This is a genomic window from Sulfitobacter mediterraneus, assembly GCF_016801775.1.
Lineage (GTDB): Bacteria > Pseudomonadota > Alphaproteobacteria > Rhodobacterales > Rhodobacteraceae > Sulfitobacter > Sulfitobacter mediterraneus_A.
The window spans coordinates 964,734-988,685 of sequence record NZ_CP069004.1; the positions used below are offsets into that span (position 1 = coordinate 964,734).

Below are 23,952 nucleotides of genomic sequence, written 5' to 3' on the forward strand. Positions count from 1 at the left end.
CCAAAAAAAGCCCGCTTGCAGCGATGCAAACGGGCCTTTTTCTAAGTCATGGAACCAGACCTCAGGCCGAGGCTTTCTCCGACTGCCTTTCGCGCCGCGCCGACAGTTCTTCTGCCACGAGGAAGGCCAGTTCCAGCGACTGGCTGGCGTTCAGGCGCGGATCGCAAGCGGTGTGATAACGATCCGACAGATCTTCATCGGACACAGCCCGCACGCCGCCGGTGCATTCGGTTACGTCCTGACCCGTCATTTCAAAATGCACGCCGCCCGGCACGGTGCCTTCGGCCCCATGCACGGTAAAGAATTCGCGCACTTCACGCAGGACGGAATCAAACGGACGGGTTTTATAGCCCGTGGAGGACTTGATCGTATTGCCATGCATCGCATCACAGGTCCAAACCACGTTGGCGCCCTCTTCCTGCACGGTTTTGATCAGACGCGGCAGGTGTTCACCCACCGATCCGGCACCGAATCGCGCGATCAGGGTCAAACGCCCTTCTTCGTTGTCGGGGTTCAGCGTTGCCATCAATTGTTTGAGATCTTCGCTGGTCATCGTCGGGCCGCACTTCAGGCCAATCGGGTTTTGCACACCCTTGGCAAACTCCACATGCGCGCCGTCCGGCTGGCGTGTACGATCACCAATCCAGATCATGTGACCAGAGCCCGCAAGCCATTTGCCGGTCTGGCTGTCCTGACGGCACAGCGCCTCTTCATACTCAAGCAGCAGCGCCTCGTGGCTGGTATAGAATTCCACCGATTGCAGCGTATGGGCGGTCTCGGCGGTCACACCGGCGGCTGCCATAAAGTCGAGCGTGTCGGAAATGCGGTTGGCAATCTCGCGATACTTTTCGGTCTTTTCATTGTCGGTAAAGCCAAGCGTCCAGCCATGCACCTGATGCACATCCGCATAACCACCCGTTGAAAACGCGCGGATCAGGTTCAGCGTCGCTGCCGCCTGCGTATAGGCCCGCAACATCTTTTCCGGGTTCGGAATTCGAGATTCTGCAGTGAAATCAAGGTCATTGATGATATCACCACGGTAGCTTGGCAGCTCGACACCATCGACCACTTCTGTCGGAGCCGAGCGCGGCTTGGCAAATTGCCCGGCCATACGGCCCAATTTGATCACCGGCACTTTTGCACCATGGGTCAACACGATGGCCATCTGCAACATGACCTTGAAGGTGTCGCGGATTGCATCGGAACTGAACTGTTCAAAGCTCTCGGCGCAATCACCGCCCTGCAACAAGAACGCTTCACCGCGCCCTGCGGCGGCCAGGTTCTTTTTCAGGCGGCGGGCCTCACCGGCAAAAACCAGAACGGGATATCGTGCCAATTGCGCCTCAACCGCATTCAATGCGGCCTGATCAGGATAATCAGGCATCTGGATCCGCGGTTTTGCGCGCCAGCTTGATTTGCTCCAATTGGTCATCGTCTTTTCTCCGGTCTGTTGCGCCACTGTTAGCGCGATCAAGAAATCTTTCTATACAAAAGCTTGACCAGAGAGGCCAGAACTCAAATTCGACCTCTTGACGAAGCGCGCAACGCGTGAGCAAAGATTACGTCAGGTTATGTCGCAATTACGTGGTATAGCCTCATGAATACCCAAACAAAGGACGCCGCGATGTCAGACCCGCGCTCGGCCACCCGCATCCCTCCCAATGAAGACAAACCCCGGCGTTTTGTCTTTGTATTGGTTGAGCAGTTCAGCATGTTGTCCATCGCGACAGCCATCGAAAGCCTGCGCATTGCCAACCGGATGTCAGGCAAAAACCTCTATTCCTGGATGTTGCTCGGTGAAGGCGGCGAACAGACTGTCTGTTCGGCTGGCACAATCTTTCATCTTGATGACGATCTGATCGAATTGAACCGCGATGACCGGGTGATGGTCTGCTGCGGTCTGGATGTGCAGGATTACACCAGCAAACGCATTCTGGGCTGGTTGCGCCGTGAGGCCCGCAAAGGGCTGATCATGGGGGGGCTTTGCACCGGCGCCTATGCGCTGGCCAAGGCCGGGCTGATGGATGGCAAACGCGCCACGATCCATTGGGAGAATCAGGACAGCTTTTCCGAAGAGTTCCAGGAAGTGGAATTGACCAAATCGGTCTTTGTCGTGGACGGCAACCGGATCAGCACGGCAGGCGGCACATCCTCGATTGACCTGATGCTCAAGCTGATTGCCGATGATCACGGCGAAGATCTGGCCAATGCGGTTGCGGACCAGTTGATCTATTCCTCGATCCGCACCGATCAGGACACACAGCGCCTGTCTGTGCCCACACGGATTGGTGTACGTCATCCCAAACTGAGCAATGTCATCCAGATGATGGAAAGCAATATCGAAGAGCCGATCAGCCCGTCGATCCTTGCCAAAGAGGTCGGCATGTCCACCCGGCAGCTCGAACGGCTGTTCCGGCGCTATCTGAACCGCTCGCCCAAACGCTATTACATGGAACTGCGCCTGCAAAAGGCGCGGAACCTGCTGATGCAGACCAATATGAGCGTGATCAACGTGGCACTGGCCTGCGGTTTTGCCTCACCGTCGCATTTCTCGAAATGCTACCGGTCCCATTACGACACCACGCCCTACCGCGAACGCGGCAGCCACGCGGCGCGGTTGTCGTTCTAGGTTCAGAACCTGTTCATGATCGGCGTACTGTTTGAATTCAGCGCGAAATTGATCACCACCAGATCATTTTCGCGCTGGTGCAACAGCGCGTAGAAGTAGCAATAGCTTTTGCCTGTCCAATACATCCGCGCCTCTTGCGACACGCCGCCGCCCAGATCCTGACGGTTGAACACCGTTCCGTTCTGGAAATCCGCGGACCAGATGCCGTCAAACTGCCGTTGCAAATTGGCGATCTCTTCCTTGGTGTATTCATCACGCCCGCCCAGACGCAGGATCACTTCGGTAAAGTCACGTGTCGAGATGTGCTGGTCGACAAAGCGGGCATAGGCGGCGTAATCACTAAAAACGCTGTCTGTTTCCTGTGCCCGAAGGGGCATGGCGGCAAGGCAGAACAGGATCAGTGAATATAGTATAACACGCATGGCGGTCCTCAATCCTTGGGTCGAATGCGATAAACGCTACCCCGCCCGACCGAAATAAACCAGATTGCACCGTCCGGCCCTTCCACAATGTCACGCACGCGGATCGTCTCCGCCCCCTTAATCTGCGCGACCTCTTTCAGCGGATCACCGGCCAGCACGGCGATATGATCGAATTTCAGCGATCCCACAAAGAAATGACCACGCCACGCCGGAAATTGCGCGCCTGAATAGATCATCAACCCCGAAGGGGCGATGGATGGATCCCAATAATACGCAGGTTGTTCCATCCCTGCTTTGGCCGTGCCCTCGCCAATCTTGGCCCCGGAATAATGCCGCCCGTAAGAAATGACCGGCCAACCATAGTTGGCTCCCGCACGCACTGCGTTCAACTCATCGCCGCCACGCGCGCCGTGTTCCGCCACCCAGAGATTGCCCTTCAGATCCAGCGCCGCGCCCTGAGGGTTGCGATGCCCGTAAGACCAGATCTCTGGCAATGCGCCCTCACGCCCGACAAAGGGATTGTTCGCAGGCACCGATCCATTGGCACTTATCCGAATAACGCTACCGTTGTGTCGGGTCAGGTCCTGTGCCGATGGCCGGTCGCCGCGATCGCCGATGGTCAGGAACAGGCTGCCATCACGGGCCTCTACCACGCGCGATCCGAAATGGCGGCCACCGCGGCTGCCTTTCTTCATCGCGAACAATTCTTTCACCTTCTCCAATCTTGTGCCATCCGCCGACAATTGCGCCGAAGCAACCGCCGTGCCGCTGCCGCTTAGCCCCTGCGGCTTGGCATAGGTCAGATACAATCTGCGACTTGTGGCAAAATCGCGGGCCAGGGTAATGTCCAAAAGACCGCCCTGCCCGCGCGCGGCCACCTTTGGCACCCCCGCAACGGAAATACGCCTGTCCCCCTTTTGATGAATCAGGGTGCCGCCGCGCTCTGTCACCAAAACGCCGCCACCGGGCATCGGCGCCACCGCCCAAGGGGTATCGAGACCATCCAGAACCGGTTCAATCTGATAGGAAACCTGCCCGTATGCCGGCGATTGGCACAACATGAGCCATCCCGCACAGAGCAGTTTGGTGAAGAATCTTTTCATGACATGCATGGTGCACCTCCGTTCTTGAACATCTGTCCCGCGTTTTGCCCATTTCAAGCAAAAAAATGTCGTGAATTGAGGTGCAGACAAGGACATTGCCGCATGTGCAATCCGTAAAAACCGCTTTTCTTTTTCAAGGCCTTTGCCTAACCTTTGCGCCGAACGTTACGTTCCAACAAGGGAGATACCTCATGAAGAAGATGCTTTTGGCCACAACGGCCGCGGCTCTTGTGGCGACAACGGCAATGGCCGACGGCCACGCAAAAGAAGTGAAACTGGGCGTTGAATTTGGCTTTACCGGCCCGATTGAATCGCTGACCGGCCCAATGTCAGCGGGCGCCGAACTGGCAATGAAAGAAGTCACCGAAAGCGGCATGCTGCTGGACGGTGCAAAAGTCACCTCCATCCGCGCCGACAGTGGCTGTATTGACAACGGTCTGGCTGTGGCCTCTGCCGAACGTCTGATCGCCGAAGGCGTGAGCGGCATCATCGGTGCTGACTGTTCCGGCGTGACCGGCGCGGTTTTGCAGAACGTTGCCATTCCAAACGGCATGGTCATGATCTCGCCTTCCGCGACATCCCCCGGCCTGACCACCATGGAAGACAACGGTCTGTTCTTCCGGACATCCCCATCGGATGCACGTGAAGGTCAGGTTATGGCAGAGATCCTGCAAGAGCGCGGCGTCAAATCCATCGCTCTGACATATACCAACAACGACTATGGCAAGGGTCTGGCAGACGCCATCGAATCCTCGTTCAAAGCGGTTGGCGGCGAAGTGACCATCGTAGCGGCGCACGAAGACGGCAAAGCGGATTACTCTGCTGAAGTTGGTGCGCTGGCCTCTGCTGGTGGTGATCTGCTGGTTGTTGCGGGCTACCTTGACCAAGGCGGCGCAGGCATCATCAAAGCGGCGCTGGACGCCGGCGCATGGGACCAGTTTGGTCTGCCAGGCGGCATGATCGGTGAAAACCTGCCAAAAACCATTGGTCCGGATCTGGACGGGTCTTACGGTCAGATCGCCGGCTCTCAGGGCAACGGCATCGAGACCTTCACCAAGATGGCCGAAGCCGAAGGTTTTGACGGCACATCCCCCTACGCACCAGAAGCCTATGACGCAGCCGCGCTGTTCCTGATGGCGATGCAGGCGGCAGGGTCCATGGATCCGGCAGACTACAAGAGCAAGATCATGGACGTGGCCAACGCGCCCGGCGAAAAGATCTATCCTGGTGAGCTTGGCAAAGCGCTTGAGCTGATCAAAGCGGGCAAAGATGTCGACTACGTTGGCGCATCCGCGGTTGAGCTGATCGGACCAGGCGAATCTGCGGGCACCTACCGCATGATCGAAGTGAAAGACGGCAAAAACGAAACCATCGGTTTCAAGTAAGCCCTCTTCGACCACAAAAAACACGAGATGCAGCCCGGACTATCCGGGCTGTATCTTCATAAGGGGACCGGCCAACAAGGCCGGCACGGGGAAAACATATGATCGTCGTTGACGACCTGCACAAACACTTCGGCGGCTTTCATGCCGTGGACGGGGCCAGCCTGTCCATCGAACAGGGTTCCATCACCGGGCTGATCGGCCCAAATGGCGCCGGAAAAACCACTCTTTTCAACGTGATCGCCGGGGTTCTCAAACCAACCTCTGGCCGCGTTTACATGGATGGGGAAGACATCACCGGGATGCCCCCGCACGAGCTTTTTCACAAGGGGCTGCTGCGCACTTTCCAGATTGCCCATGAATTTGCCTCCATGTCCTGCCGCGAGAACCTGATGATGGTGCCGGGCGGGCAATCGGGCGAAACGCTTTGGAACACATGGTTCGGCCGCAAACGCATCGCGGATGAGGAACGTGCCCTCAAGGCCAAGGCCGACGAGGTTCTGGAATTCCTGACAATCGAACATCTGGCCGACCACAAGGCGGGTCAAATCTCTGGCGGGCAGAAAAAGCTGCTGGAGCTGGGCCGCACGATGATGGTCGATGCCAAGATCGTGTTCCTTGACGAGGTCGGCGCAGGCGTGAACCGCACGCTGCTCAACACCATTGGCGATGCAATCATCCGCCTGAACAAGGAACGCGGCTATACCTTCGTGGTCATTGAACACGACATGGATTTCATTGGCCGCCTTTGCGATCCGGTGATCTGTATGGCCGAAGGACATGTGCTGGCCGAAGGGACACTGGCCGAGATCAAAGCCAACGAACAGGTCATCGAAGCCTACCTTGGCACCGGCCTCAAGAACAAGGCGCAGGTGGGCGCATGATGCGGCCCACCCCGATGGCAGCATTGGCTGCCCCCCTCACCAAGCTGGCCACACCGCCGCTTGTTTCAGCGCATTTTCAAAAGGATAAAACGCATGAGCAGTGATCCTTACGACGATCGCGGCAACAAAGACGCCTCGATTACAAACCCCAAAGGCATGGGCAGCCAGATCCCCAAGTCCAGCGGCACCAGTTTTTCCGCGCCGGGCGGTCCCTTCCTGATTGGCGACACGATGACCGGTGGCTACGGCAAAGGCCCCGACATCCTTCACGATTGCACCATTGCCGTGGAACAGGGCGAGATCGCCGTGATCGTTGGCCCCAATGGCGCCGGCAAATCCACCGCGATGAAAGCCGTGTTCGGCATGCTGGACGTCCGGTCCGGCAGCGTACGTCTGGACGGCGAAGACATCACCAACCTCAGCCCGCAAGACCGCGTTGCCAAAGGCATGGGCTTTGTCCCGCAGACCTCCAACATCTTCACCTCCATGACGGTCGAGGAAAACCTTGAGATGGGCGCCTTCATCCGCCGCGATGACTTCAGCGATACAATGGCGCAGGTCTATGACCTGTTTCCGATCCTCAAGGAAAAGCGCAAGCAAGCAGCAGGCGAATTGTCCGGCGGGCAACGTCAACAGGTCGCCGTCGGCCGCGCCTTGATGACCCAGCCCAAGGTCTTGATGCTGGATGAACCCACGGCGGGCGTGTCCCCGATCGTGATGGACGAATTGTTCGACCGGATCATCGAGGTGGCCCGCACCGGCATTCCGATCCTGATGGTGGAACAGAATGCCCGGCAAGCGCTTGAAATCGCTGACAAAGGCTATGTTCTGGTGCAGGGTGCGAACGCCTATACCGGCACCGGCAAAGAACTTCTGGCTGATCCGGAAGTCCGCAAATCGTTCTTGGGGGGCTGAGCCATGGATCTTCTCAACGCAATCGTCGCTTTCCTCAACTACGTCTTTGTTCCCGGCGTCGCCTACGGCTCGCAGCTCGCACTTGGTGCATTGGGCGTCACGCTGGTGTACGGCATCCTGCGGTTCTCGAACTTTGCCCATGGTGACACCATGGCGCTGGGCGCAATGGCCACGGTGCTGGTCACATGGCTGTTCCAGTCCTGGGGCATTTCGCTAGGGCCGCTGCCAACCGCCCTGCTGGCCCTGCCCTTCGGCATTGCCTTTGCCATTCTGCTTTTGCTTTTCACGGATCGCACCGTTTATCGGTTCTACCGGGAGAAAAAGGCGAAACCGGTGATTTTGGTCATCGTCAGCCTTGGCATCACCTTTATCTACAACGGCGTGACCCGCTTTATCATCGGGGCGGACGACCAGAACTTCTTTGACGGGCAACGCTTCATCATCTCGGCGCGGGAGTTCAAGAAAGCCACCGGGCTGGACGAAGGTCTGTCGTTCAAAACCACCCAAGGCATCACCATCATCACCGCGATTATCGTTGTGGCGCTGCTGTTCTGGTTCCTGAACCGCACCCGCGCGGGCAAATCCATGCGGGCCTATTCGGACAACGAGGATCTGGCGCTGCTGTCGGGGATCAACCCCGAGCGGGTTGTGATGATCACATGGATGATCGTGGCCACACTGGCAACCATCGCAGGCGTGCTTTACGGGCTGGATAAATCCTTCAAACCCTTCACCTATTTCCAACTGCTTCTGCCGATCTTTGCTGCAGCGATTGTGGGCGGTCTGGGCAATCCCATCGGCGCCATCGCAGGCGGCTTTGTAATCGCCTTTTCGGAGGTCACAATCACCTATGCGTGGAAAAAGATCCTTGTTTATCTGATGCCTGACAGCCTTGAGCCCAGCGGGCTCGTACAGCTGATGAGCACGGATTACAAATTTGCGGTCAGCTTTGTGATCTTGCTGATTGTGTTGCTGATCAAACCCACCGGACTGTTCAAGGGGCAATCGACATGAACGAGACGCTCAAAAACACGATGCTGTTTGGCATCATCGCACTGTTGATTATCTATGTCGGCTTTGTGCAAAGCTGGAACTCGGCGCTGCTGATTGTGGCGATGGGTCTGATCTCATCCATCATGGCGCTGGGCGTGAACCTGCAATGGGGGTTTGCCGGTCTCTTTAACGTTGGTGTCATGGGCTTTGTTGCCCTTGGCGGGCTGGCGGCCGTTCTGATTGGCATGCCCCCCACCGAAGGCGCTATGCGCGCAGGTGGGTGGAACGTGGTTGGGGCCTTGCTTCTGGGTGCCGGTACCGTCTTTGCCGCGATCATCCTGGCCAAGACAATGTCAAAAGGCTGGCTGCGCAATCTCAGCGTGATTGCCCTGCTGGTCATCGGTTTCTTTGTCTTCCGCGGCCTGCTCGACCCGGCGGTGGAACTGGTCGAAGAGATCAACCCGGCACAAACCGGATATCTGGGTGGTCTTGGCCTTCCGGTGCTGCTGGCCTGGCCTGTGGGCGGCCTCTTTGCGGCTGCGGCGGCTTGGATCATCGGCAAGACCGCTCTTGGTCTGCGGTCCGATTATCTGGCCATTGCGACGCTCGGCATCGCCGAGATCATCATTGCGGTTCTCAAGAACGAAGACTGGCTGACGCGCGGTGTGAAAAACGTGATCGGCGTGCCGCGTCCGGTGCCATACGAGATTGATTTGCAAAACAGCGCAAGCTTTGTCGAACGGGCTGCCTCCTTTGGCTTTGATCCGGTCGAAGGGTCCACGCTTTGGGTCAAGGTGCTGTACATCCTGCTATTTGCAACGGTTCTGATCATCCTGATGTGGCTGAGCCAACGGGCGCTGCATTCTCCATGGGGCCGGATGCTGCGAGCGATCCGCGACAATGAGGTCGCCGCCGAAGCGATGGGCAAAGATGTCACCGCACGGCATTTGCAGGTCTTCATTCTCGGCTCCGCGATCTGCGGCATTGCCGGCGCGATGATGACCACGATGGACAGCCAGCTGACCCCCGGCACCTATCAGCCGCTGCGCTTTACCTTCCTGATCTGGGTGATGGTGATCGTTGGCGGTTCGGGAAACAACCTGGGCGCGGTTCTGGGCGGGTTCCTGATCTGGTTCCTTTGGGTGCAGGTCGAACCGATGGGCCTGTGGTTGATGAACCTTATGACCTCCGGCATGGCCGAAGGATCGGCACTCAAGGAGCACCTGCTGGAAAGCGCCGCACATATGCGATTGCTGACCATGGGTCTGGTGCTGATCCTGGTTCTCAGGTTCAGCCCCCGCGGTCTGATCCCGGAGAAATGACCTCAAAGGCCCCGCAATGCGCGGGGCTTTTTCTTTTGGCTGTCGGATACGGGGTGATGCCCGGATCTACATGCGCTTTTCCTTCAAAGACACGCAGCGCAACGGCTGTCTTTCCATATTTTTCCCCAAGACCTAAGCTCCGCTGAAAAGTGGCCCGGCCCTATCGAAAGGTTTGCATATGAGTGGTTTGGTTTTTGTGGCGGTTATTGGCGCCGCTCTCCTCCATGCGGCGTGGAACGCCCTCGTCAAAGGAGGGGCTGACAAAACCCTTAGCATGGGCGCCGTGGTGATCGGGCATTTGCCCATCGCGCTTGCGGCCCTGCCTTTCGTTCCGCTGCCAGCCGCCGAAAGCCTGCCATATCTCGCAGGCGGGCTCGTGCTTCATTTCGGGTATCAGCTGTTTTTGCTTCAATCGTATAAGATGGGTGATTTGACCCAAGTCTACCCGATTGCACGTGGGTCTGCCCCGTTGATCGTTGCGGTTTTCTCCGTGCTTGTTCTTGGGGTTCACCTCAATGGGCTCGAACTCCTTGCGATCGCGATCATTGGTCTGGGCATCATCAGTCTGGCATTGGTCCGGCAAAGTGATGGCCAACAGAACAAGAACGCTGCCGTCTTAGCATTGACCACCGGCGTGTTTATCGCCTCCTACTCTTTGGTGGATGGCATCGGTGCGCGGATCGCAGGCACCTCTCTGGGGTTTTATTGCTGGCTGTCCCTGGGCAACGGGATTTTGATGATTGCCTACCTCGCGGTCAAATCACCACAAACCCTACGTGCGATCCCCCGGAGCGGCCTGCCCATTCTGGTGCTGGGAGGTGGTGCATCTTTCATCGCCTATGCACTGGTGACATGGGCCTTCACCCAGGCACCCATTGCCTTGGTCACGGCGCTGCGCGAAACCAGCATCGTCTTTGCCCTGTTGATCGGTGTGTTTTTTCTCAAAGAGCCTCTGAACCTGGTCAAGGTTTTCTCAACCTTCTCTGCCCTGCTTGGCGCGGTCCTGTTGCGGTACGCAAGAACGTGAAGATCCTCGCATTCTCCGACCTGCATCGCGACACGGAAGCGGCAACTGCGATCCTGTCTGCCAGTTCTGGTGCCGATGTCGTTGTCGGCGCGGGCGATTTTGCGACCAAGGGAACAGGTGCAAAAGACACATTAGACATTCTCGCCCAGTGCCCCGTGCCGCTTGTCGTGGTCCATGGCAATCATGACGCACCATCCGAGATCGAACACATCTGTGGCCAAGCGCAAAACCTGCATTATCTTCACGGGGCGGGAATGACTTTGCGCGGCATTTCATTCTTTGGATTGGGTGGCGAGATCCCGTCCAGAAATTCATTTCCATGGAACGCCTCAGAGACAGAGGTCAATGCCGCAAAGATGCTAACCACTTGTCCGCCAAACGCGGTTTTGATCACCCATACGCCGCCATTTGGCGCTGCTGATCTGCAAAACAATGGCATTCACGAAGGTAGCGTTTCAATCCGGGATGCAGCGGAAAACCTCGCGCCTCAGTTGCTGCTGTGCGGGCATATCCATCACGCCTGGGGGTCACATGGCAAGGTCGCGTCGACACCGGTTCACAACTTGGGACCAACCATCAACTGGTTCGATATTTGATCGTCAAGTCATTGAATTAAATACAGAAGGCAGCTGTCGGGCCTGCCCCAATCGCTCAATGCTCACCCGCTTAGACCTCAGGCAGATTCAGCACCTTCACCCCGGCTTCATCACTTTCGACAAAACCGATAGACCCGTAATACGCCAGTCCCGCAGCATTCTGCGTGCCGATCCGCGCCTCCACATGACGCAATCCCGCGACCAGCGCCACTTTGATCGTTTGACCGGCCAACATTTTGCCAACGCCGCGGCGGGCTGCCGAAGGGTGGATGTGCGTGCCGATGATGCCCCACCCCACCGGCGTGCCGTAGGGGTTGCCTTCTGTCGCCAATCGCAAGGATTGAAATCCGATCACCTGACCGTCGACCTCGGCCACTGTGCATTGGATGCGATCCGGGTGCGTGATGTAATGGCCCAAGACATCTTCCGCATCCCCCGCCGTGCGCCGTTTGCCAGCCGCCTTCAAGGCTACCAAAACATTGGAAATGCCTTGTGCGTCATCCTCCCGCGCGGGGCGCAAGATCACTTCAACCGTTTGGTTTTCCATCGAAATTCTTACCGCCCCTTGAACAGACCACCCAGGATGCCGCGCACGATGCGCCGTCCCGTTGTGCCTTTTAACTCCTTGATCACCACCTGTGCCACAGCGGCGCCAAAGCCCTCTTGAGACTTGCGGCGCGGCTGCCGGGAGGTGGAACGGGTCACACCCTTGCCTGCATAGCGGCGGGCATTGTTGAATTCGCGCAGCGCTGGCGTTTCAACCTCTTCGGCCTTTTCTTCCGCCTCGGCCGCGGCCTTTGCGGCCTCATCTGCACGCTTGCGCAAAATCTCAAAGGCGGATTCGCGATCCAGCCGTTTGTCGTATTTGCCGGACATCGGCGACGCAGCCATCACTTCGGACCGTTCCATCGGCGTAATCGGGCCAAGCTGCGAAGACGGAGGGCGGATCAATGTCCGTTCCACGATGCCCGGCACACCTTTCTTTTGCAGAAAAGACGTCACCGCTTCGCCCACGCCGACCTCACGGATCGCCTCTTCGGTGTCAAAACGTGGGTTCTCGCGGTAGGTTTCCGCCGCCATGCGCAGCTCTTTGCGGTCCTTGGCGGTGAACGCCCGCAAGGCATGTTGCACCCGGTTGCCCAGCTGTCCCAGAATGTCATCGGGCACATCGGCAGGGTTCTGGGTGATGAAATAGACGCCGACCCCCTTGGACCGGATCAATCGCGCCACCTGTTCCACCTTGTCCACCAGCGCCTTGGGCGCATCGTCGAACAGAAGATGCGCCTCGTCGAAAAAGAACACCAGTTTGGGTTTGTCAGGATCGCCGACCTCTGGCAGTTCCTCGAACAATTCCGACAACAGCCAAAGCAGGAAAGTGGCATAAAGTTTGGGCGCCGCCATCAACTGATCCGCCGCAAGGATGTTGATTGCCCCGCGCCCGTCTGCATCGGTGCGCATCAAATCACTCAGCGCCAGCGCCGGCTCACCAAACAGATCCGCCGCGCCTTGGTTTTCCAGCACCAGCAACCGCCGCTGGATCGCGCCAACCGACGCGGCAGAGACATTGCCATAGCGCAACGCAAGGTCTTTGGCATTTTCACCAATCCAGACCAGCAGCGCTTGCAGGTCTTTCAGATCCAGCAACGCCAAACCGTCTTCATCCGCGACCCGGAACGCGATGTTCAGGATGCCCTCTTGCGCCTCTGTCAGGCCAAGAAGCTGCGCCAACAGCAAAGGCCCCATCTCGGACACAGTGGTGCGCACAGGGTGGCCTTGCTTGCCATAGAGATCCCAGAATGTGACTGGAAATGCCTCATAGAGGTACTCATCAAAGCCGATTTTTTCGGCCCGGCTGGTGAAAGCACCATGCAGCTTATGCGCGGCGCTGCCTGACTTTGCGAGACCGGACAGATCGCCTTTGACGTCGGAGAGGAACACCGGCACGCCTTGATTTGCAAACCCTTCCGCCAGAATTTGCAAAGTGACGGTTTTCCCGGTCCCGGTGGCCCCGGCAATCAGCCCGTGACGGTTGGCATAGCCGATGTTCAGGAATTGTTTGGTGGCGTAGTTCTCGCCGCCGCCGCCGATAAAGATGTCTTGCGCCACGTCGTTGTCTCCTCAGGCCCGGATGGGCATTCGTTTGCAATGAGCATACTTACTTAACCTTTTTGCGCCACTGTCTAATTGTTCCGCTGGCGAAGTCCTTTTGTAGCGGAACATCCTCCCTGTCAGACTGGCCGCACCTTCGGGTGCGGCATTTTTCCCGCTATGGTAGTGGTTTGAGAGCATTGCAAAATTCTCAATTTTCCCTGTTGACCCGCGCACGCCCCTTTCGTAACGTCACGGCAATAAGTCGGCCCAGTCCGACGGGGAGAACCAAATGCAAAAAGAGGATGCTTCGCGTCCTCTTTTTCATTTTAGGGCAAAGCCTTGAGATCAGCGGGTTCTTGCCGGATTATTGCCCCGCGAACGGCCAATCGCCACTGACATTGCCGCACGGGCGTGGTATTGGGCGGCAACTTAACAAACTTGGAATGATCATGAGCAATTTCTTCAAAGCACTGCCGCTCTGTGCAGCATTGGCGTTGATCGCCCCAGCCGGCGCATTTGCGCAGACCACAACCGAGACGAAACCCGCAGAGGCGACCACATCTCAGGTCGAAAGCCAGCTGAGCCTTGGTGAAGATGCCGATGCCGATCCCGAACTGGGCAAACCCTACACCAAGGAAGTGATCGGCGCCTGGGAAATGCGCTGCATCAAGACCGAGGAAGAGGTCGATCCCTGCCAGATGTATCAGCTTCTGGATGACGGCGAAGGCGCGCCCGTGGCCGAAGTGTCCCTGTTCCGCCTGCCCGGATCTGGCAAGGCAGAAGCAGGCGCAACCATCGTTGTGCCGCTTGAAACCGCACTGCCGCAGCAGTTGACCTTGTCAGTGGATGGCGGCAAGGCACGGCGCTACCCTTATGCATTCTGCAATCCGGTGGGTTGCTATGTGCGGATGGGCTTGACCGCGGCTGATATCGCAGCGTTCAAAAAGGGCAAGGAAGCCATCGTAACGATTGTCCCTGCCCTTGCGCCGGATCAGAAAGTCGAATTGAAAGTGTCCCTCGCCGGGTTCACGGCCAGTTACGACAAAGTGTCTGTTATCGAACAATAAAAACCCGAGGTCGGTGTCCGGCCTTTGATGGGATCCTGATGAAGGGGCTGCCGTTCTGGCCGCCCCTTTTTTGTTCCGCTCATCAGTGCACGAAATGCACCTGATCAAAGGTCTGCCGCCACTGCGACACCTCGGGCATGATTGCCTCTCCGCGCAGTCCCGCAGCGATCAAGCCGGCCAATCGTGGCGCGTCTGCCTCCGTCATGCCCCAGCGCACAAGCTCCGGCGTGCCGATACGCAGCCCGTTCAAGTCGCCCGTAACCGGTGCAACCGGCAACCCGATCCCGCAGGCCAAAAACCCGGCCTCCCGCAATGTCTTGGATGCGGCTTGCCCCCCGCCGAACCCCTCTGCCAGAACCGCAAATTGATGCGATTGTGTGGCCCCGCCAGCACCGGTAAAGACCGGCAGGCCTTCACCCTGAAGGGAGATTGCAAGCGCCTTGGCCATGGCAATCATCTGTGCTGCATAAGCCTGACCGTAATCACGCCAATCGAGCATGGTCACCGCCAGCGCCGCTGATTTTGAGGCATCAAAATTTGCCGTCATTCCCGGAAAAGCGATTGCACCCAAGGCTTTGGCAACTTCTTCATCATTGCTCACGATCAAACCGCCAGCCGGTCCGCCAAGGCTTTTGTAGGTGCTCATCGTCATTAAGTGCGCCCCTTCGGACAGGGGGTTTGACCATGCCTTGCCCGCAATGATCCCGCATTGGTGCGCCGCATCAAACAGCACCTTGGCCTCAACCTCGTCCGCAATCGCCCGCACCCCGGCGACGGGATGTTCGAAAAGGTTCAGACTGCCGCCAACGGTGATCAGCTTGGGTCGCTCCTTCAACGCCAATGCACGCAATCCGTCCAGATCGACAGTATAGCCGTCCACCAGCACGGGCGCCTCGAGGATCCGCAAGCCATATAATCCGGCGCAGCCTGCCTGGTGGTGGGTCACGTGACCGCCGATGGTGGCGGGCGGCACAATGATGGTATCGCCGGGTTTGCAAATCGCCATGAAGCCGTAAAGATTTGCAATTGCGCCCGATGGCACCCGGATTTCTGCAAACTTTGCATCAAAGACCTCGGCACATAGGGCGGCAGAAATCACCTCGATCTCTTCAATCGCCTCAAGCCCCATCTCGTATTTGTCCCCCGGATAGCCCAAAGACGGCCGCGAGCCGAGACCGCTGGCCAATAGCGCCTCGGCCTTGGGGTTCATCACATTGGTAGCAGGGTTGAGATTGAAACACTCTGCCTCGTGGATCTGTTGGTTGCGCTGCACCAACCCGTCAATGCGCGACAGCAGGGTCGCGGAGCTGGACTGAGCGGTCTGACCCGCGATCTCTTGCACACGCGCTTCACATTGGGCTGGCACCCAGTTTCGTTTGACCAAAGTCATCTGCATTTCCCTCTTCATTTGCCACATTCTGCGCCCGGCCATTGGACAGCGCAAACCAGTTTTGCTATTTCTTGCCCTAGAAAAACTAAGGCTACCCCATGACCGTCAGACCCCCGCGCCCAAAGGGGCCGCCCTTGACCGCGATGCGTGCTTTTGAGGCTGCCGCGCGTTTGGGCGGATTTGTCGCCGCTGCCGAAGAGTTAAACGTCACCGCTGGCGCGGTGTCACAACACATAAAGGCCTTGGAAGGCTGGGCCGGTGTCGCCCTGTTTCACCGCAGTGCCCAAGGTGTCGCCCTGACGGAGGCGGGCCGCAGCTTGCAGCCAAGCTTTCGATCCGCTTTTGATGCGCTCGCCGATGCCACCCATGCCCTGCGCAATCTCAGCGCACAGGTCGAAATCCACATCGCCGCCCTGCCCAGCGTTGCACAGCTTTGGTTGCCGCCGCGTTTGGGCAGGATCCGAAACCAGTTTCCTGAGCTGAAATTCTCCGTCACCGCGATGGAAAGACCGCCCAGCCTGCGGCGCGATCTTTTTGATTTGACACTCTTCTTTGGGCAGCCGGGGGAAGGCGATACCACGATCCCACTTGCCGACGATATGATCACACCGGTCGCCGCGCCAACGCTTGCCGCCTCAATCCGGCAAGCGGAAGATCTGGCAGAGGCAACGCGGCTTCAGGATCGCACTTGGGAACAGGATTGGCCAAACTGGTGCGCGGCCACCCAAACCCCCATGGATGATCCAACCAAGGGGCCGGGCTATTCGCTGTATAGTCTTGCGGTCGAAGAGGCCAAATCTGGCGCAGGTGTCCTGATGGGGCATCTGTGCCTGATCGAGACCGCGTTGCACAGCGGGGCGCTGGTGCCGCTTGGCCTTGGGACAATTCCCACCGGCCGCGCCCTGATCCTGACCTTGCCCGCCGCGAAATCACGGCGGCCGGTTCTGGAGGAAATCGCTGATTTTCTTAAAACTTAACCCGGGATCAGACCCGCCGCAGCGCCAGCACCGCGTTCATCCCGCCAAAGGCAAATGCATTGCTGAGTGCCACGTCCACCTTGGCCTCGCGGGCGGTGTTGGGCACCACGTCCAAGGCGCATTCCGGGTCCGGTTCCTGATAGCCGATGGTGGGCGCAACCACCCCATCGCGCAGCGCCATGATGCAGGCCAGCAGCTCCACCGCGCCGGTACCGCCAATCAAATGACCATGCATGGATTTGGTCGAGGACATCATCAGATTGTCCGCATGAGGCCCAAACACATCCGCCACGGCGGCGCATTCGGTTTTGTCATTGGCCGCTGTGCCGGTGCCATGGGCATTGATATAGCCCACCTCTTCGGGATTGATTTTTGCATCCTGCAAAGCCCCCGAGATGGCCCGCGCCGCGCCTGCCTTGGATGGCATCACAATGTCAGAGGCGTCCGAGGACATGGCAAAGCCCGCCACCTCACACAGGATATCTGCCCCGCGTGCATGGGCATGGTCATAATCCTCAAAGACAAAGATCCCTGCCCCTTCCCCCTGCACCATGCCATTGCGGTTGGCCGAAAACGGACGGCAGGCATCGCGGCTCATCACGCGCAAACCTTCCCAGGCTTTGACCCCGCCAAAGCACAGCATGCTTTCCGACCCGCCCGTGATCATCGCAGGCGCCATACCGGAGCGAACCATGGCAAAGGCCTGTGCCATCGCGTGATTGGAAGAGGCACAGGCGGTTGAAACTGTAAAGGATGGACCTTTGAGGTTGAACTCCATGCTGACGTGGCTGGCGGCGGCATTGTTCATCAGCTTGGGCACCACAAAGGGATGCACCCGGTTTTTGCCCTCTTCATAAACCGCGCGGTAGTTGTCATCCCAAGTCGACACCCCGCCCCCCGCCGTACCAAGCACCACACCGGATTTGGCGGACAATTCACCATGAAAACTGAGCCCCGATTGGGCAATCGCCTCTTTCGCGGCGGCCAGAGTGAACTGGGTGAAGCGATCATAGAGAGACATCTGCTGCCGGTTAAAGCGGCCCTCGGCCTCAAACCCGTGCACCTGACCGCCGATCTGGATCGACAGGCGTTCAACATCCCGAAACGACAGCGGACCGATGCCGCAGACCCCTTCGCGCATGGCGGTCAAGGTCTCGGGCACCGAATGGCCCAAGGCATTCACGGTCCCTGCGCCAGTGATGACGACCCGTTTCATGCGCCTAACCCTGCTCGGCCTTCAACCGTTCAATCCCGGCGATGATGCTGGCCACGTTGGAAATATCAAAATCAGACTCGGACGGGTTGTTGGCGTTGAACGGCACCGAGATGTCGAACGCCTCTTCGATGGCAAAGATGCTTTCCACCAGCCCCAGACTATCGATGCCAAGGCTTTCCAAAGTGCTGTCCAGCGTCACATCTTCGGGCTCCAACACTGCCTGCTCGGCAATGATGGCTATGACCTGATCTTTGATGCTCATCGGTTTCACCCCTGAAAACTTGCTCAAGGATGATTTAATCATCCTCGCCGGTCTTGAAAACAGCCTTTTGTAACGCCTTGATGTCACGCAGAACACGCGGCAATCGTCGCAGGGCTTTGTAACTTTCGACCTGTTTGTCCATTTGGGTGGCCGGATAACCCAGCATCGTCCGGCCCGCAGGCACGTTGGACATCAACTTGGTGCCGCCCCCGGCGATCACACCATCCCCGACAAAGATATTGTCGCTGACACCGCATTGACCGCCCAAGACAACGTTGTCACCGATCACCGCAGATCCGGCGATGCCGACCTGACCGCAGATCAGCGAATTTTCCCCGATCACCACATTATGCCCCATGTGCACCTGATTATCGAGTTTGGTGTTGTTGCCGATCATGGTGTTTCGGATCGTGCCGCAATCGATGGTGGACCCCATGCCGATCTCGACATCATCGCCGATTGTCACCGACCCAAGCGAATGAATGCGGATCCAGGGCTGTGCCTTGCTGTCCCCTTGATCCCCAAGGGTTTTGCGGGCGGTCTCCACGACACTGGGTTCTGCGGTGACAAAGGAAAAACCGTCCCCCCCGATCCGTGCGCCGGGCTGGGCAATGAACCTGTCACCGATATTTACCCGTGCGCCGATGCTGACCTGTTCGCGCAGCAAGGCGTCTTTGCCGATCTCGACATCGAGGCCGACAAAACAATGCGGCCCGATCACCGATCCGGCGCCAATCCTTGACCCGGCAGAGATGATCGCCAGCGCACCGATGCTGACATTCTCGCCAAGCTGCGCGGTTGGGTCGACCACCGCCGTCGGATGCACGCCGTTGCCAAAACCCTGCCCCCGATCAAGCACCCTGGTCATGCCGGACATGGCAAAACGCGGACGTTCCGGCAGAATGGCGGCTTTCAAACCAAGGGCTTGCCAATCGGCATCCGGCCAAAGCATCGCGGCCTGCGCCGCACCTTGCGCCAATCCTTCGGCGTATTTCGGGCTCATCGCCAGTGCCAGATGTTCCGTCCCGGCCTGTGCCGGTTCGGATGCGCCTGTGATGATCAGTGATGTATCTCCAACCGCCTCGGCCCCAATGGCCGCTGCGATCTGTTGAACCGTGAAGGCCATTCGGCACCCCCTGCAAATGTTGCAGGCAGAATTACCCCTGAACGCCGCCCAAGACCACCCCTGCCTTGGCCAGAGCGGCCCAGATCCGCGCATCACGCCCGTAGATATCGGCGCGGTATTCGGTGTGGCCCCGCGCATTGGTCACGGCAGTGCGGTAGATCAGATGCACAGGGACCGGCTCTTGCAACACGATCTTGGTCTCCTTGCCGGAATTCAGCGCCGCCTTGAATGTGCCTTGAGGGTCGTCGGATTGTTTGGCCAACAGCGCATAGGCAAAATCGAACGGATCGGCCAGACGCACACATCCGTGACTGAAGGCACGAATATCGCGGGCAAAGAGGCTCTTGGCCGGCGTGTCGTGCAGATAGATGTTGTGCTTGTTGGGGAACATGAACTTGACCAGACCCAAGGCATTGCTGCGGCTCGGCGGCTGACGCATGGCAAAGGGGAAGGTCCGTTCCGTATATTGGCTAAAGTTCGCGGCGCTGCGATTGACCACCCGGCCCCGGCTGTCGGTGATCTCGATATGGCGCACCGCGTTTGGGTTGCGCTTGAGCTGCGGCAGATATTCCTTGGTGACGATCGAACGCGGCACATACCAGCTTGGATTGACGATCATATGTTCCATCACATCGGAAAACTCCGGCGTGGGGCGGTCCTGGGATACTGCGCCGACCACAGACCGGGTGCGGAAGGTCACCTTGCCATCGTCGATAATCTTGGCGGAAAAATCGGGGATATTCACAAGAATATGACGCTTGCCGCGATCCGTGTTGAACCAGCGTTCCCGCTCCATCGCCACCAGAACCGATTGCAGGCGTTTTTCCACACCAACGTTGATCTGCTGCATGGTGGCCGCACCAGCCACACCGTCCGCGTTCAACCCGTGGTCCACCTGAAACTGCTGCACCGCCGCCTGCAGTGCGTCGTCATATGTGACGGTGTTGGAACGAGTCAGATAATCCATCGCGATCAAACGGTTGCGCAGCGCAATGACTGCATTACCTGAAGCGCCGGGCTTGAGCGAATTGGCCGGCACACGCGGCCCCCAGCCGCCCTGCTGCAACAGCCGTTCCATCGTGACCTTTTCTTTGATCAGCGCGTTGTATTCCATGCTGCGCGGCGGCAAAGACCGGAAGAATGCCGCCGGTTTTGCTTCGGCCAGACCTGTCAGATAGGCGCTGCGGTCGCGGTAGGGAATGTCGCGCACAATGCGGCTGTCAACCCGATTGGGAATCAACATACCGGTCTGCACATCGCGGGCATATTTCAGGAACAATTTGCTGAGCTCGACCTCGACGATACCGCGGTCCCGCGGGGTCTTGGCCGACCGCAACAGATCCATCAGCCCTTGTGGATCATAACGCGCCACCGGCAATCCGTGATCATCGGCGTTTTCAATGGCGTGCAAAAGCGCGGCACGGCGGGCGCGATCCGCCTCGCCCGCGCCGGTCCAGATCGGTGTATATCCATTGGTCCGGTAAAAACTGGCAATGTCCTGATCACGGGCGGCGGTTTCTGCAACCGCCTGTTTGAATGCTGTCACCTGCGCAAAAGCCGGTTGCGGCGCGGTCATGGTGACACCAAGGCCGATTGTCACCGTGACTGCCAGTAAACCCCGGCGCAGAAAGGAATCGCGCATCATCATTATCCCCGAAAAACCAATAAACATCCTGTTCTTGTCGGAAATGCGCCAACGTCTGTCCATTCACAAAACCGCAAGGACTTAAACAAGCCTTAACCTGATGCTCAAAAAACACCCGATTTCCCGGATCTTGCAGCGGTGTTCGATCGTTTTTGGCAGAAATTCGCCTAAAAAAGCAGTGGCATGGAACCAAAAGGATTCAGCACTTGGTTCATGATTCCCGCTATGCCATACACTTGAGGCATCTGGGGGACAGATGAACGGCCTATGTAACATCATGGCCACAGGCAGACGACGGGACAGAAGACTTATGGCAGGCAATAGCACTTCGGGCATGACCCGGCGCGCCGTTTTGGGCGCTTTCGCCGCAACCACACTGACCGCGGCACCCACTTTCTCCAATGCAGCAGGCTTTCTGCGCGGCGCAGGCGATATCCGCCGCATCCGCATGTATTCCGGCCGCACCGGCGAACGCATCGACATGATCTATTGGATCGAAGGCCAGTACATCAAAGATGCCGTGAAAGAAGTGAACTACTTCATGCGGGACTGGCGCACCGATGGTGTCAAAAGCATCGATCTGCGCACCGTTGATATCATGGCCGCCTCGCACAATTTGCTGGACGTGAACGAACCCTATATGTTGCTGTCCGGCTATCGCAGCCCCAAGACCAACGCGATGTTGCGGTCCCGGTCACGGGGTGTGGCCAAGAATTCGCTGCACATGCGCGGCCAGGCGGCGGATCTGCGGTTGTCGACCCGCTCCGTACACCAGATGGCCCGTGCGGCAACCGCCTGTCAGGGCGGCGGCGTTGGCCGTTACTCCGGATCCAACTTTGTGCATATGGATTGCGGTATTGTACGGACATGGGGCGGCTAAGCCCCAGCGACATCCGTTGATCATGAGGCGCCTGTTAGGGCGCCTTTTTTGTGTGTAATCCTCAGGCTTGATCTGCCCGAGGCCGGATCATCATGGCACCATAGGACAGGGCAAACCCGCCAAAGGCAATATTCCAGGCACCGCCCGAGATCCCATGCAAAAGCCCCTGCTGCTCTGGCCAGTTGCCCGCAACCCACCGCAGCAGGACGGACATCACGATTGCCGCATAGATCAACACCGTCACCGGATCACTGATCAAAGCACGGCCCGAATGCCCCAATGAGGCACGGGTCATCACCGCAAGGGTCATCACCCCAAGCGCCCCGGCCATCCAAAGATGCTGCGCCGCTGCGCCATCTCCGATGCCCAGGATACCAAGCCCGATCGCCAATGCCCCAAACGGCACAAATGCGTAGCCGAGATGCAAAATGGCGACCAAGGGTTCCGCCATTGCATGCCGCCCAGCCCATCGGCCAAGGCGGATCAGGTGCAACGCCCCCGCCGCCACCAAAAGCCCACCCGACAACACCAGTTGCGGCGCAGCCAGCCAACTGATCATTGCCGCCAACAGGACCAGCAATGCAATCTTGTCAAACCCGGCCATCACCGGCGCGGGCAACATGTCGCTGCCTTGCTTGACCAACCAGTTGCGGGTGAAGGCCGGCACAATCCGCCCGCCGATCACTGCCACCATCATCACCGCGGCGCTGATGCCGATCCGCAACCCGATCCCCTGCGCCGCGTAACCGCCGCCTGCCGCCTCAAGATGAAAGACGGCATTGCCGCCGAGAAAGGCCAGCAGCATCGCGACCACAATCAGATTGCGCCAGTTCTTTCCCGCTATAATTTCGCGCAGCAGCCAGAACAGCATCGCTGTTAGAAAGGCCAGATCAAGCGTCGCCACCAAGGCGGCAGGCCACCACAGCGCGGTCAACACCGCCAGCCGTCCCAGAACCCACAACAAAACCAATAAGAACAATGGCAAACCGGACAGCGCCGCGCGGCCTGTCCAATTGGGCACCGCAGTCAGCAGAAACCCTGCGATAACGGCACTGAGATAGCCGAACAGAAAGGCATGCGCATGCCATGACACCGGATCAAATCGCAGGGGAAGCGTCAGAACATCAAACATCTGCGCCAACCAAAGCGCCATAACAAGCACAGCCCAAAGCGCCGCGCCCAGAAAAAACGGACGGAAGCCAAGGGAAAAGAACACCGCCATCGAAGAACGGGTATCAGAGGTGGTATCGGTCATGCGCATGCCTTTGATCGCTGTTGCGGTATATTCACCCCCCAACAGAGATTGTCAGTGATCTGGATCAACTCAGAAGGCAGATAACTACCCCTGCGCCGCCTGCCGAAATCCGGCTTCGCTGAAATCTGTAAAGACCTGGACCAGATCAACCATGTCTTCGCCCTGCCCCGACAGATCGTCTATCCGCCAGCGCGAAGCACAAAGCGACAGCATACCGGACACCATATAGACCAAGGCTGCCGCCAGACGCGCCTGCGAAGCACCGGGCAAAACCTGCGCAAAGGCGGTCAGGAAAACCTTGGCCGTGGGGTCAAAATGCTGGCTGGCAATGGCCCGCCACCGGTCATCCGCGGACACATAAGCAATCAACCGCCCGTAAGCCAGCCATCCGGGATCACCACCCAGAACACGGTCCAGAAACGGATGGGTGAAGCAACAGATCACCCCGCGCAGTGTTATCGGGCCCGTGGCCTGCAACGCCTCCAACGCGGCGGTTCTGGCATCTGACAGAGCCTTCGCACGCCGTGCGACGACTGCGGCAAACAAGGCCTCCTTTGATCCGCCATGATGATGTACCAACGCGCCCTGCACTTCGGCCAATGCGGCAATGTCCCGGATGGTTGCTGCGTCAAACCCATGCGCTGCAAAAACCTGCTCTGCGGCGTCAAAAATGCGCGCGCGGGTCTCAAGCGAACGTTGACTGGGCGCTCTTTGCCGTTGTTTTTGCTGGTTTAATGCATTCATTTCAAAATTATCTTGCCTTATTTTGA

The 23,952-nt window shown here is 58.2% G+C and carries 23 protein-coding genes; 11 read left to right on the forward strand and 12 right to left on the reverse strand.

What is annotated here, in order from left to right:
* Window positions 1–61: 61 nt before the first annotated feature.
* A complete protein-coding gene (locus JNX03_RS04705) occupies window positions 62–1,432 on the reverse strand; it encodes a class II 3-deoxy-7-phosphoheptulonate synthase (protein ID WP_203212138.1) in 1,371 nt (456 codons plus the stop codon).
* A gap of 192 nt (window positions 1,433–1,624) precedes the next feature.
* Between JNX03_RS04705 and JNX03_RS04710 the strand changes: the two genes are divergently transcribed.
* Window positions 1,625–2,629 carry a GlxA family transcriptional regulator gene (locus JNX03_RS04710; RefSeq protein ID WP_203212139.1) on the forward strand — a complete coding sequence of 335 codons (1,005 nt, stop codon included), beginning with the start codon at window positions 1,625–1,627 and terminating at the stop codon, window positions 2,627–2,629.
* A 2-nt stretch (window positions 2,630–2,631) separates the two neighbouring features.
* On the opposite strand, the gene JNX03_RS04715 is transcribed toward JNX03_RS04710, so the two are convergent.
* Complete coding sequence (locus tag JNX03_RS04715) at window positions 2,632–3,051, reverse strand: hypothetical protein (RefSeq protein WP_203211269.1); 420 nt, start codon at window positions 3,049–3,051, stop codon at window positions 2,632–2,634.
* A gap of 8 nt (window positions 3,052–3,059) precedes the next feature.
* Window positions 3,060–4,112 carry a PQQ-dependent sugar dehydrogenase gene (locus JNX03_RS04720; RefSeq protein ID WP_231024172.1) on the reverse strand — a complete coding sequence of 351 codons (1,053 nt, stop codon included), beginning with the start codon at window positions 4,110–4,112 and terminating at the stop codon, window positions 3,060–3,062.
* 233 nt (window positions 4,113–4,345) lie between these two features.
* On the opposite strand from JNX03_RS04720, the gene JNX03_RS04725 reads away from it, so the two are divergent.
* From JNX03_RS04725 to JNX03_RS04755, 7 genes are all read left to right on the forward strand, one after another.
* Window positions 4,346–5,539 carry an ABC transporter substrate-binding protein gene (locus JNX03_RS04725; protein ID WP_203211271.1) on the forward strand — a complete coding sequence of 398 codons (1,194 nt, stop codon included), beginning with the start codon at window positions 4,346–4,348 and terminating at the stop codon, window positions 5,537–5,539.
* A 98-nt stretch (window positions 5,540–5,637) separates the two neighbouring features.
* Window positions 5,638–6,420 carry an ABC transporter ATP-binding protein gene (locus JNX03_RS04730; RefSeq protein WP_037911295.1) on the forward strand — a complete coding sequence of 261 codons (783 nt, stop codon included), beginning with the start codon at window positions 5,638–5,640 and terminating at the stop codon, window positions 6,418–6,420.
* A 93-nt stretch (window positions 6,421–6,513) separates the two neighbouring features.
* A complete protein-coding gene (locus JNX03_RS04735) occupies window positions 6,514–7,335 on the forward strand; it encodes an ABC transporter ATP-binding protein (protein WP_203211272.1) in 822 nt (273 codons plus the stop codon).
* 3 nt (window positions 7,336–7,338) lie between these two features.
* Window positions 7,339–8,349, forward strand: a complete 1,011-nt coding sequence (locus tag JNX03_RS04740) for a branched-chain amino acid ABC transporter permease (RefSeq protein ID WP_203211273.1) — start codon at window positions 7,339–7,341, stop codon at window positions 8,347–8,349.
* A complete protein-coding gene (locus tag JNX03_RS04745; protein ID WP_203211274.1) occupies window positions 8,346–9,650 on the forward strand; it encodes a branched-chain amino acid ABC transporter permease in 1,305 nt (434 codons plus the stop codon). Before JNX03_RS04740 ends, JNX03_RS04745 begins: the two co-directional genes overlap by 4 nt.
* 178 nt (window positions 9,651–9,828) lie before the next feature.
* Entirely contained in the window at window positions 9,829–10,677 is an 849-nt protein-coding gene (locus tag JNX03_RS04750; RefSeq protein ID WP_203211275.1) for a DMT family transporter, read from the forward strand.
* Window positions 10,674–11,273, forward strand: coding sequence for a metallophosphoesterase family protein (locus JNX03_RS04755; protein ID WP_203211276.1), 600 nt, complete (start codon window positions 10,674–10,676; stop codon window positions 11,271–11,273). Before JNX03_RS04750 ends, JNX03_RS04755 begins: the two co-directional genes overlap by 4 nt.
* Window positions 11,274–11,343: 70 nt before the next feature.
* Here JNX03_RS04755 and JNX03_RS04760 read toward each other — a convergent pair whose 3' ends face one another.
* Both JNX03_RS04760 and JNX03_RS04765 read right to left on the reverse strand, forming a co-directional pair.
* On the reverse strand, window positions 11,344–11,820 hold the full coding sequence (locus JNX03_RS04760) for a GNAT family N-acetyltransferase (RefSeq protein WP_203211277.1): 477 nt from the start codon (window positions 11,818–11,820) through the stop codon (window positions 11,344–11,346).
* A gap of 8 nt (window positions 11,821–11,828) precedes the next feature.
* On the reverse strand, window positions 11,829–13,379 hold the full coding sequence (locus JNX03_RS04765; protein ID WP_203211278.1) for a helicase HerA-like domain-containing protein: 1,551 nt from the start codon (window positions 13,377–13,379) through the stop codon (window positions 11,829–11,831).
* Between the two features lie 434 nt (window positions 13,380–13,813).
* Between JNX03_RS04765 and JNX03_RS04770 the strand changes: the two genes are divergently transcribed.
* Window positions 13,814–14,431 carry an invasion associated locus B family protein gene (locus JNX03_RS04770; RefSeq protein WP_203211279.1) on the forward strand — a complete coding sequence of 206 codons (618 nt, stop codon included), beginning with the start codon at window positions 13,814–13,816 and terminating at the stop codon, window positions 14,429–14,431.
* A gap of 82 nt (window positions 14,432–14,513) precedes the next feature.
* Here JNX03_RS04770 and glyA read toward each other — a convergent pair whose 3' ends face one another.
* Complete coding sequence (glyA, locus tag JNX03_RS04775; protein ID WP_203211280.1) at window positions 14,514–15,821, reverse strand: serine hydroxymethyltransferase; 1,308 nt, start codon at window positions 15,819–15,821, stop codon at window positions 14,514–14,516.
* A gap of 98 nt (window positions 15,822–15,919) precedes the next feature.
* Between glyA and JNX03_RS04780 the strand changes: the two genes are divergently transcribed.
* Complete coding sequence (locus tag JNX03_RS04780) at window positions 15,920–16,798, forward strand: LysR family transcriptional regulator (protein ID WP_203211281.1); 879 nt, start codon at window positions 15,920–15,922, stop codon at window positions 16,796–16,798.
* 7 nt (window positions 16,799–16,805) lie between these two features.
* Here the strand turns inward: JNX03_RS04780 and JNX03_RS04785 are convergent, their stop codons facing one another.
* Genes JNX03_RS04785 through JNX03_RS04800 form a run of 4 tightly spaced genes read right to left on the reverse strand, consistent with a single transcriptional unit; the run spans window position 16,806 to window position 21,047 of the window.
* Window positions 16,806–18,014, reverse strand: coding sequence for a beta-ketoacyl-[acyl-carrier-protein] synthase family protein (locus JNX03_RS04785; RefSeq protein ID WP_203211282.1), 1,209 nt, complete (start codon window positions 18,012–18,014; stop codon window positions 16,806–16,808).
* A gap of 4 nt (window positions 18,015–18,018) precedes the next feature.
* Window positions 18,019–18,276, reverse strand: coding sequence for an acyl carrier protein (locus JNX03_RS04790; protein WP_203211283.1), 258 nt, complete (start codon window positions 18,274–18,276; stop codon window positions 18,019–18,021).
* 34 nt (window positions 18,277–18,310) lie between these two features.
* Window positions 18,311–19,402 carry a UDP-3-O-(3-hydroxymyristoyl)glucosamine N-acyltransferase gene (lpxD, locus tag JNX03_RS04795; RefSeq protein ID WP_203211284.1) on the reverse strand — a complete coding sequence of 364 codons (1,092 nt, stop codon included), beginning with the start codon at window positions 19,400–19,402 and terminating at the stop codon, window positions 18,311–18,313.
* 31 nt (window positions 19,403–19,433) lie between these two features.
* Window positions 19,434–21,047, reverse strand: coding sequence for a L,D-transpeptidase family protein (locus JNX03_RS04800; RefSeq protein WP_203212140.1), 1,614 nt, complete (start codon window positions 21,045–21,047; stop codon window positions 19,434–19,436).
* 334 nt (window positions 21,048–21,381) lie between these two features.
* On the opposite strand from JNX03_RS04800, the gene JNX03_RS04805 reads away from it, so the two are divergent.
* Entirely contained in the window at window positions 21,382–21,927 is a 546-nt protein-coding gene (locus JNX03_RS04805) for a YcbK family protein (protein WP_203211285.1), read from the forward strand.
* A 61-nt stretch (window positions 21,928–21,988) separates the two neighbouring features.
* Here JNX03_RS04805 and JNX03_RS04810 read toward each other — a convergent pair whose 3' ends face one another.
* Both JNX03_RS04810 and JNX03_RS04815 read right to left on the reverse strand, forming a co-directional pair.
* Window positions 21,989–23,182: an NnrS family protein gene (locus tag JNX03_RS04810; RefSeq protein WP_231024144.1), complete on the reverse strand. Its 1,194-nt coding sequence runs from the start codon at window positions 23,180–23,182 to the stop codon at window positions 21,989–21,991.
* A gap of 84 nt (window positions 23,183–23,266) precedes the next feature.
* Complete coding sequence (locus JNX03_RS04815) at window positions 23,267–23,926, reverse strand: TetR/AcrR family transcriptional regulator (protein WP_203211287.1); 660 nt, start codon at window positions 23,924–23,926, stop codon at window positions 23,267–23,269.
* Window positions 23,927–23,952 lie beyond the last annotated feature (26 nt).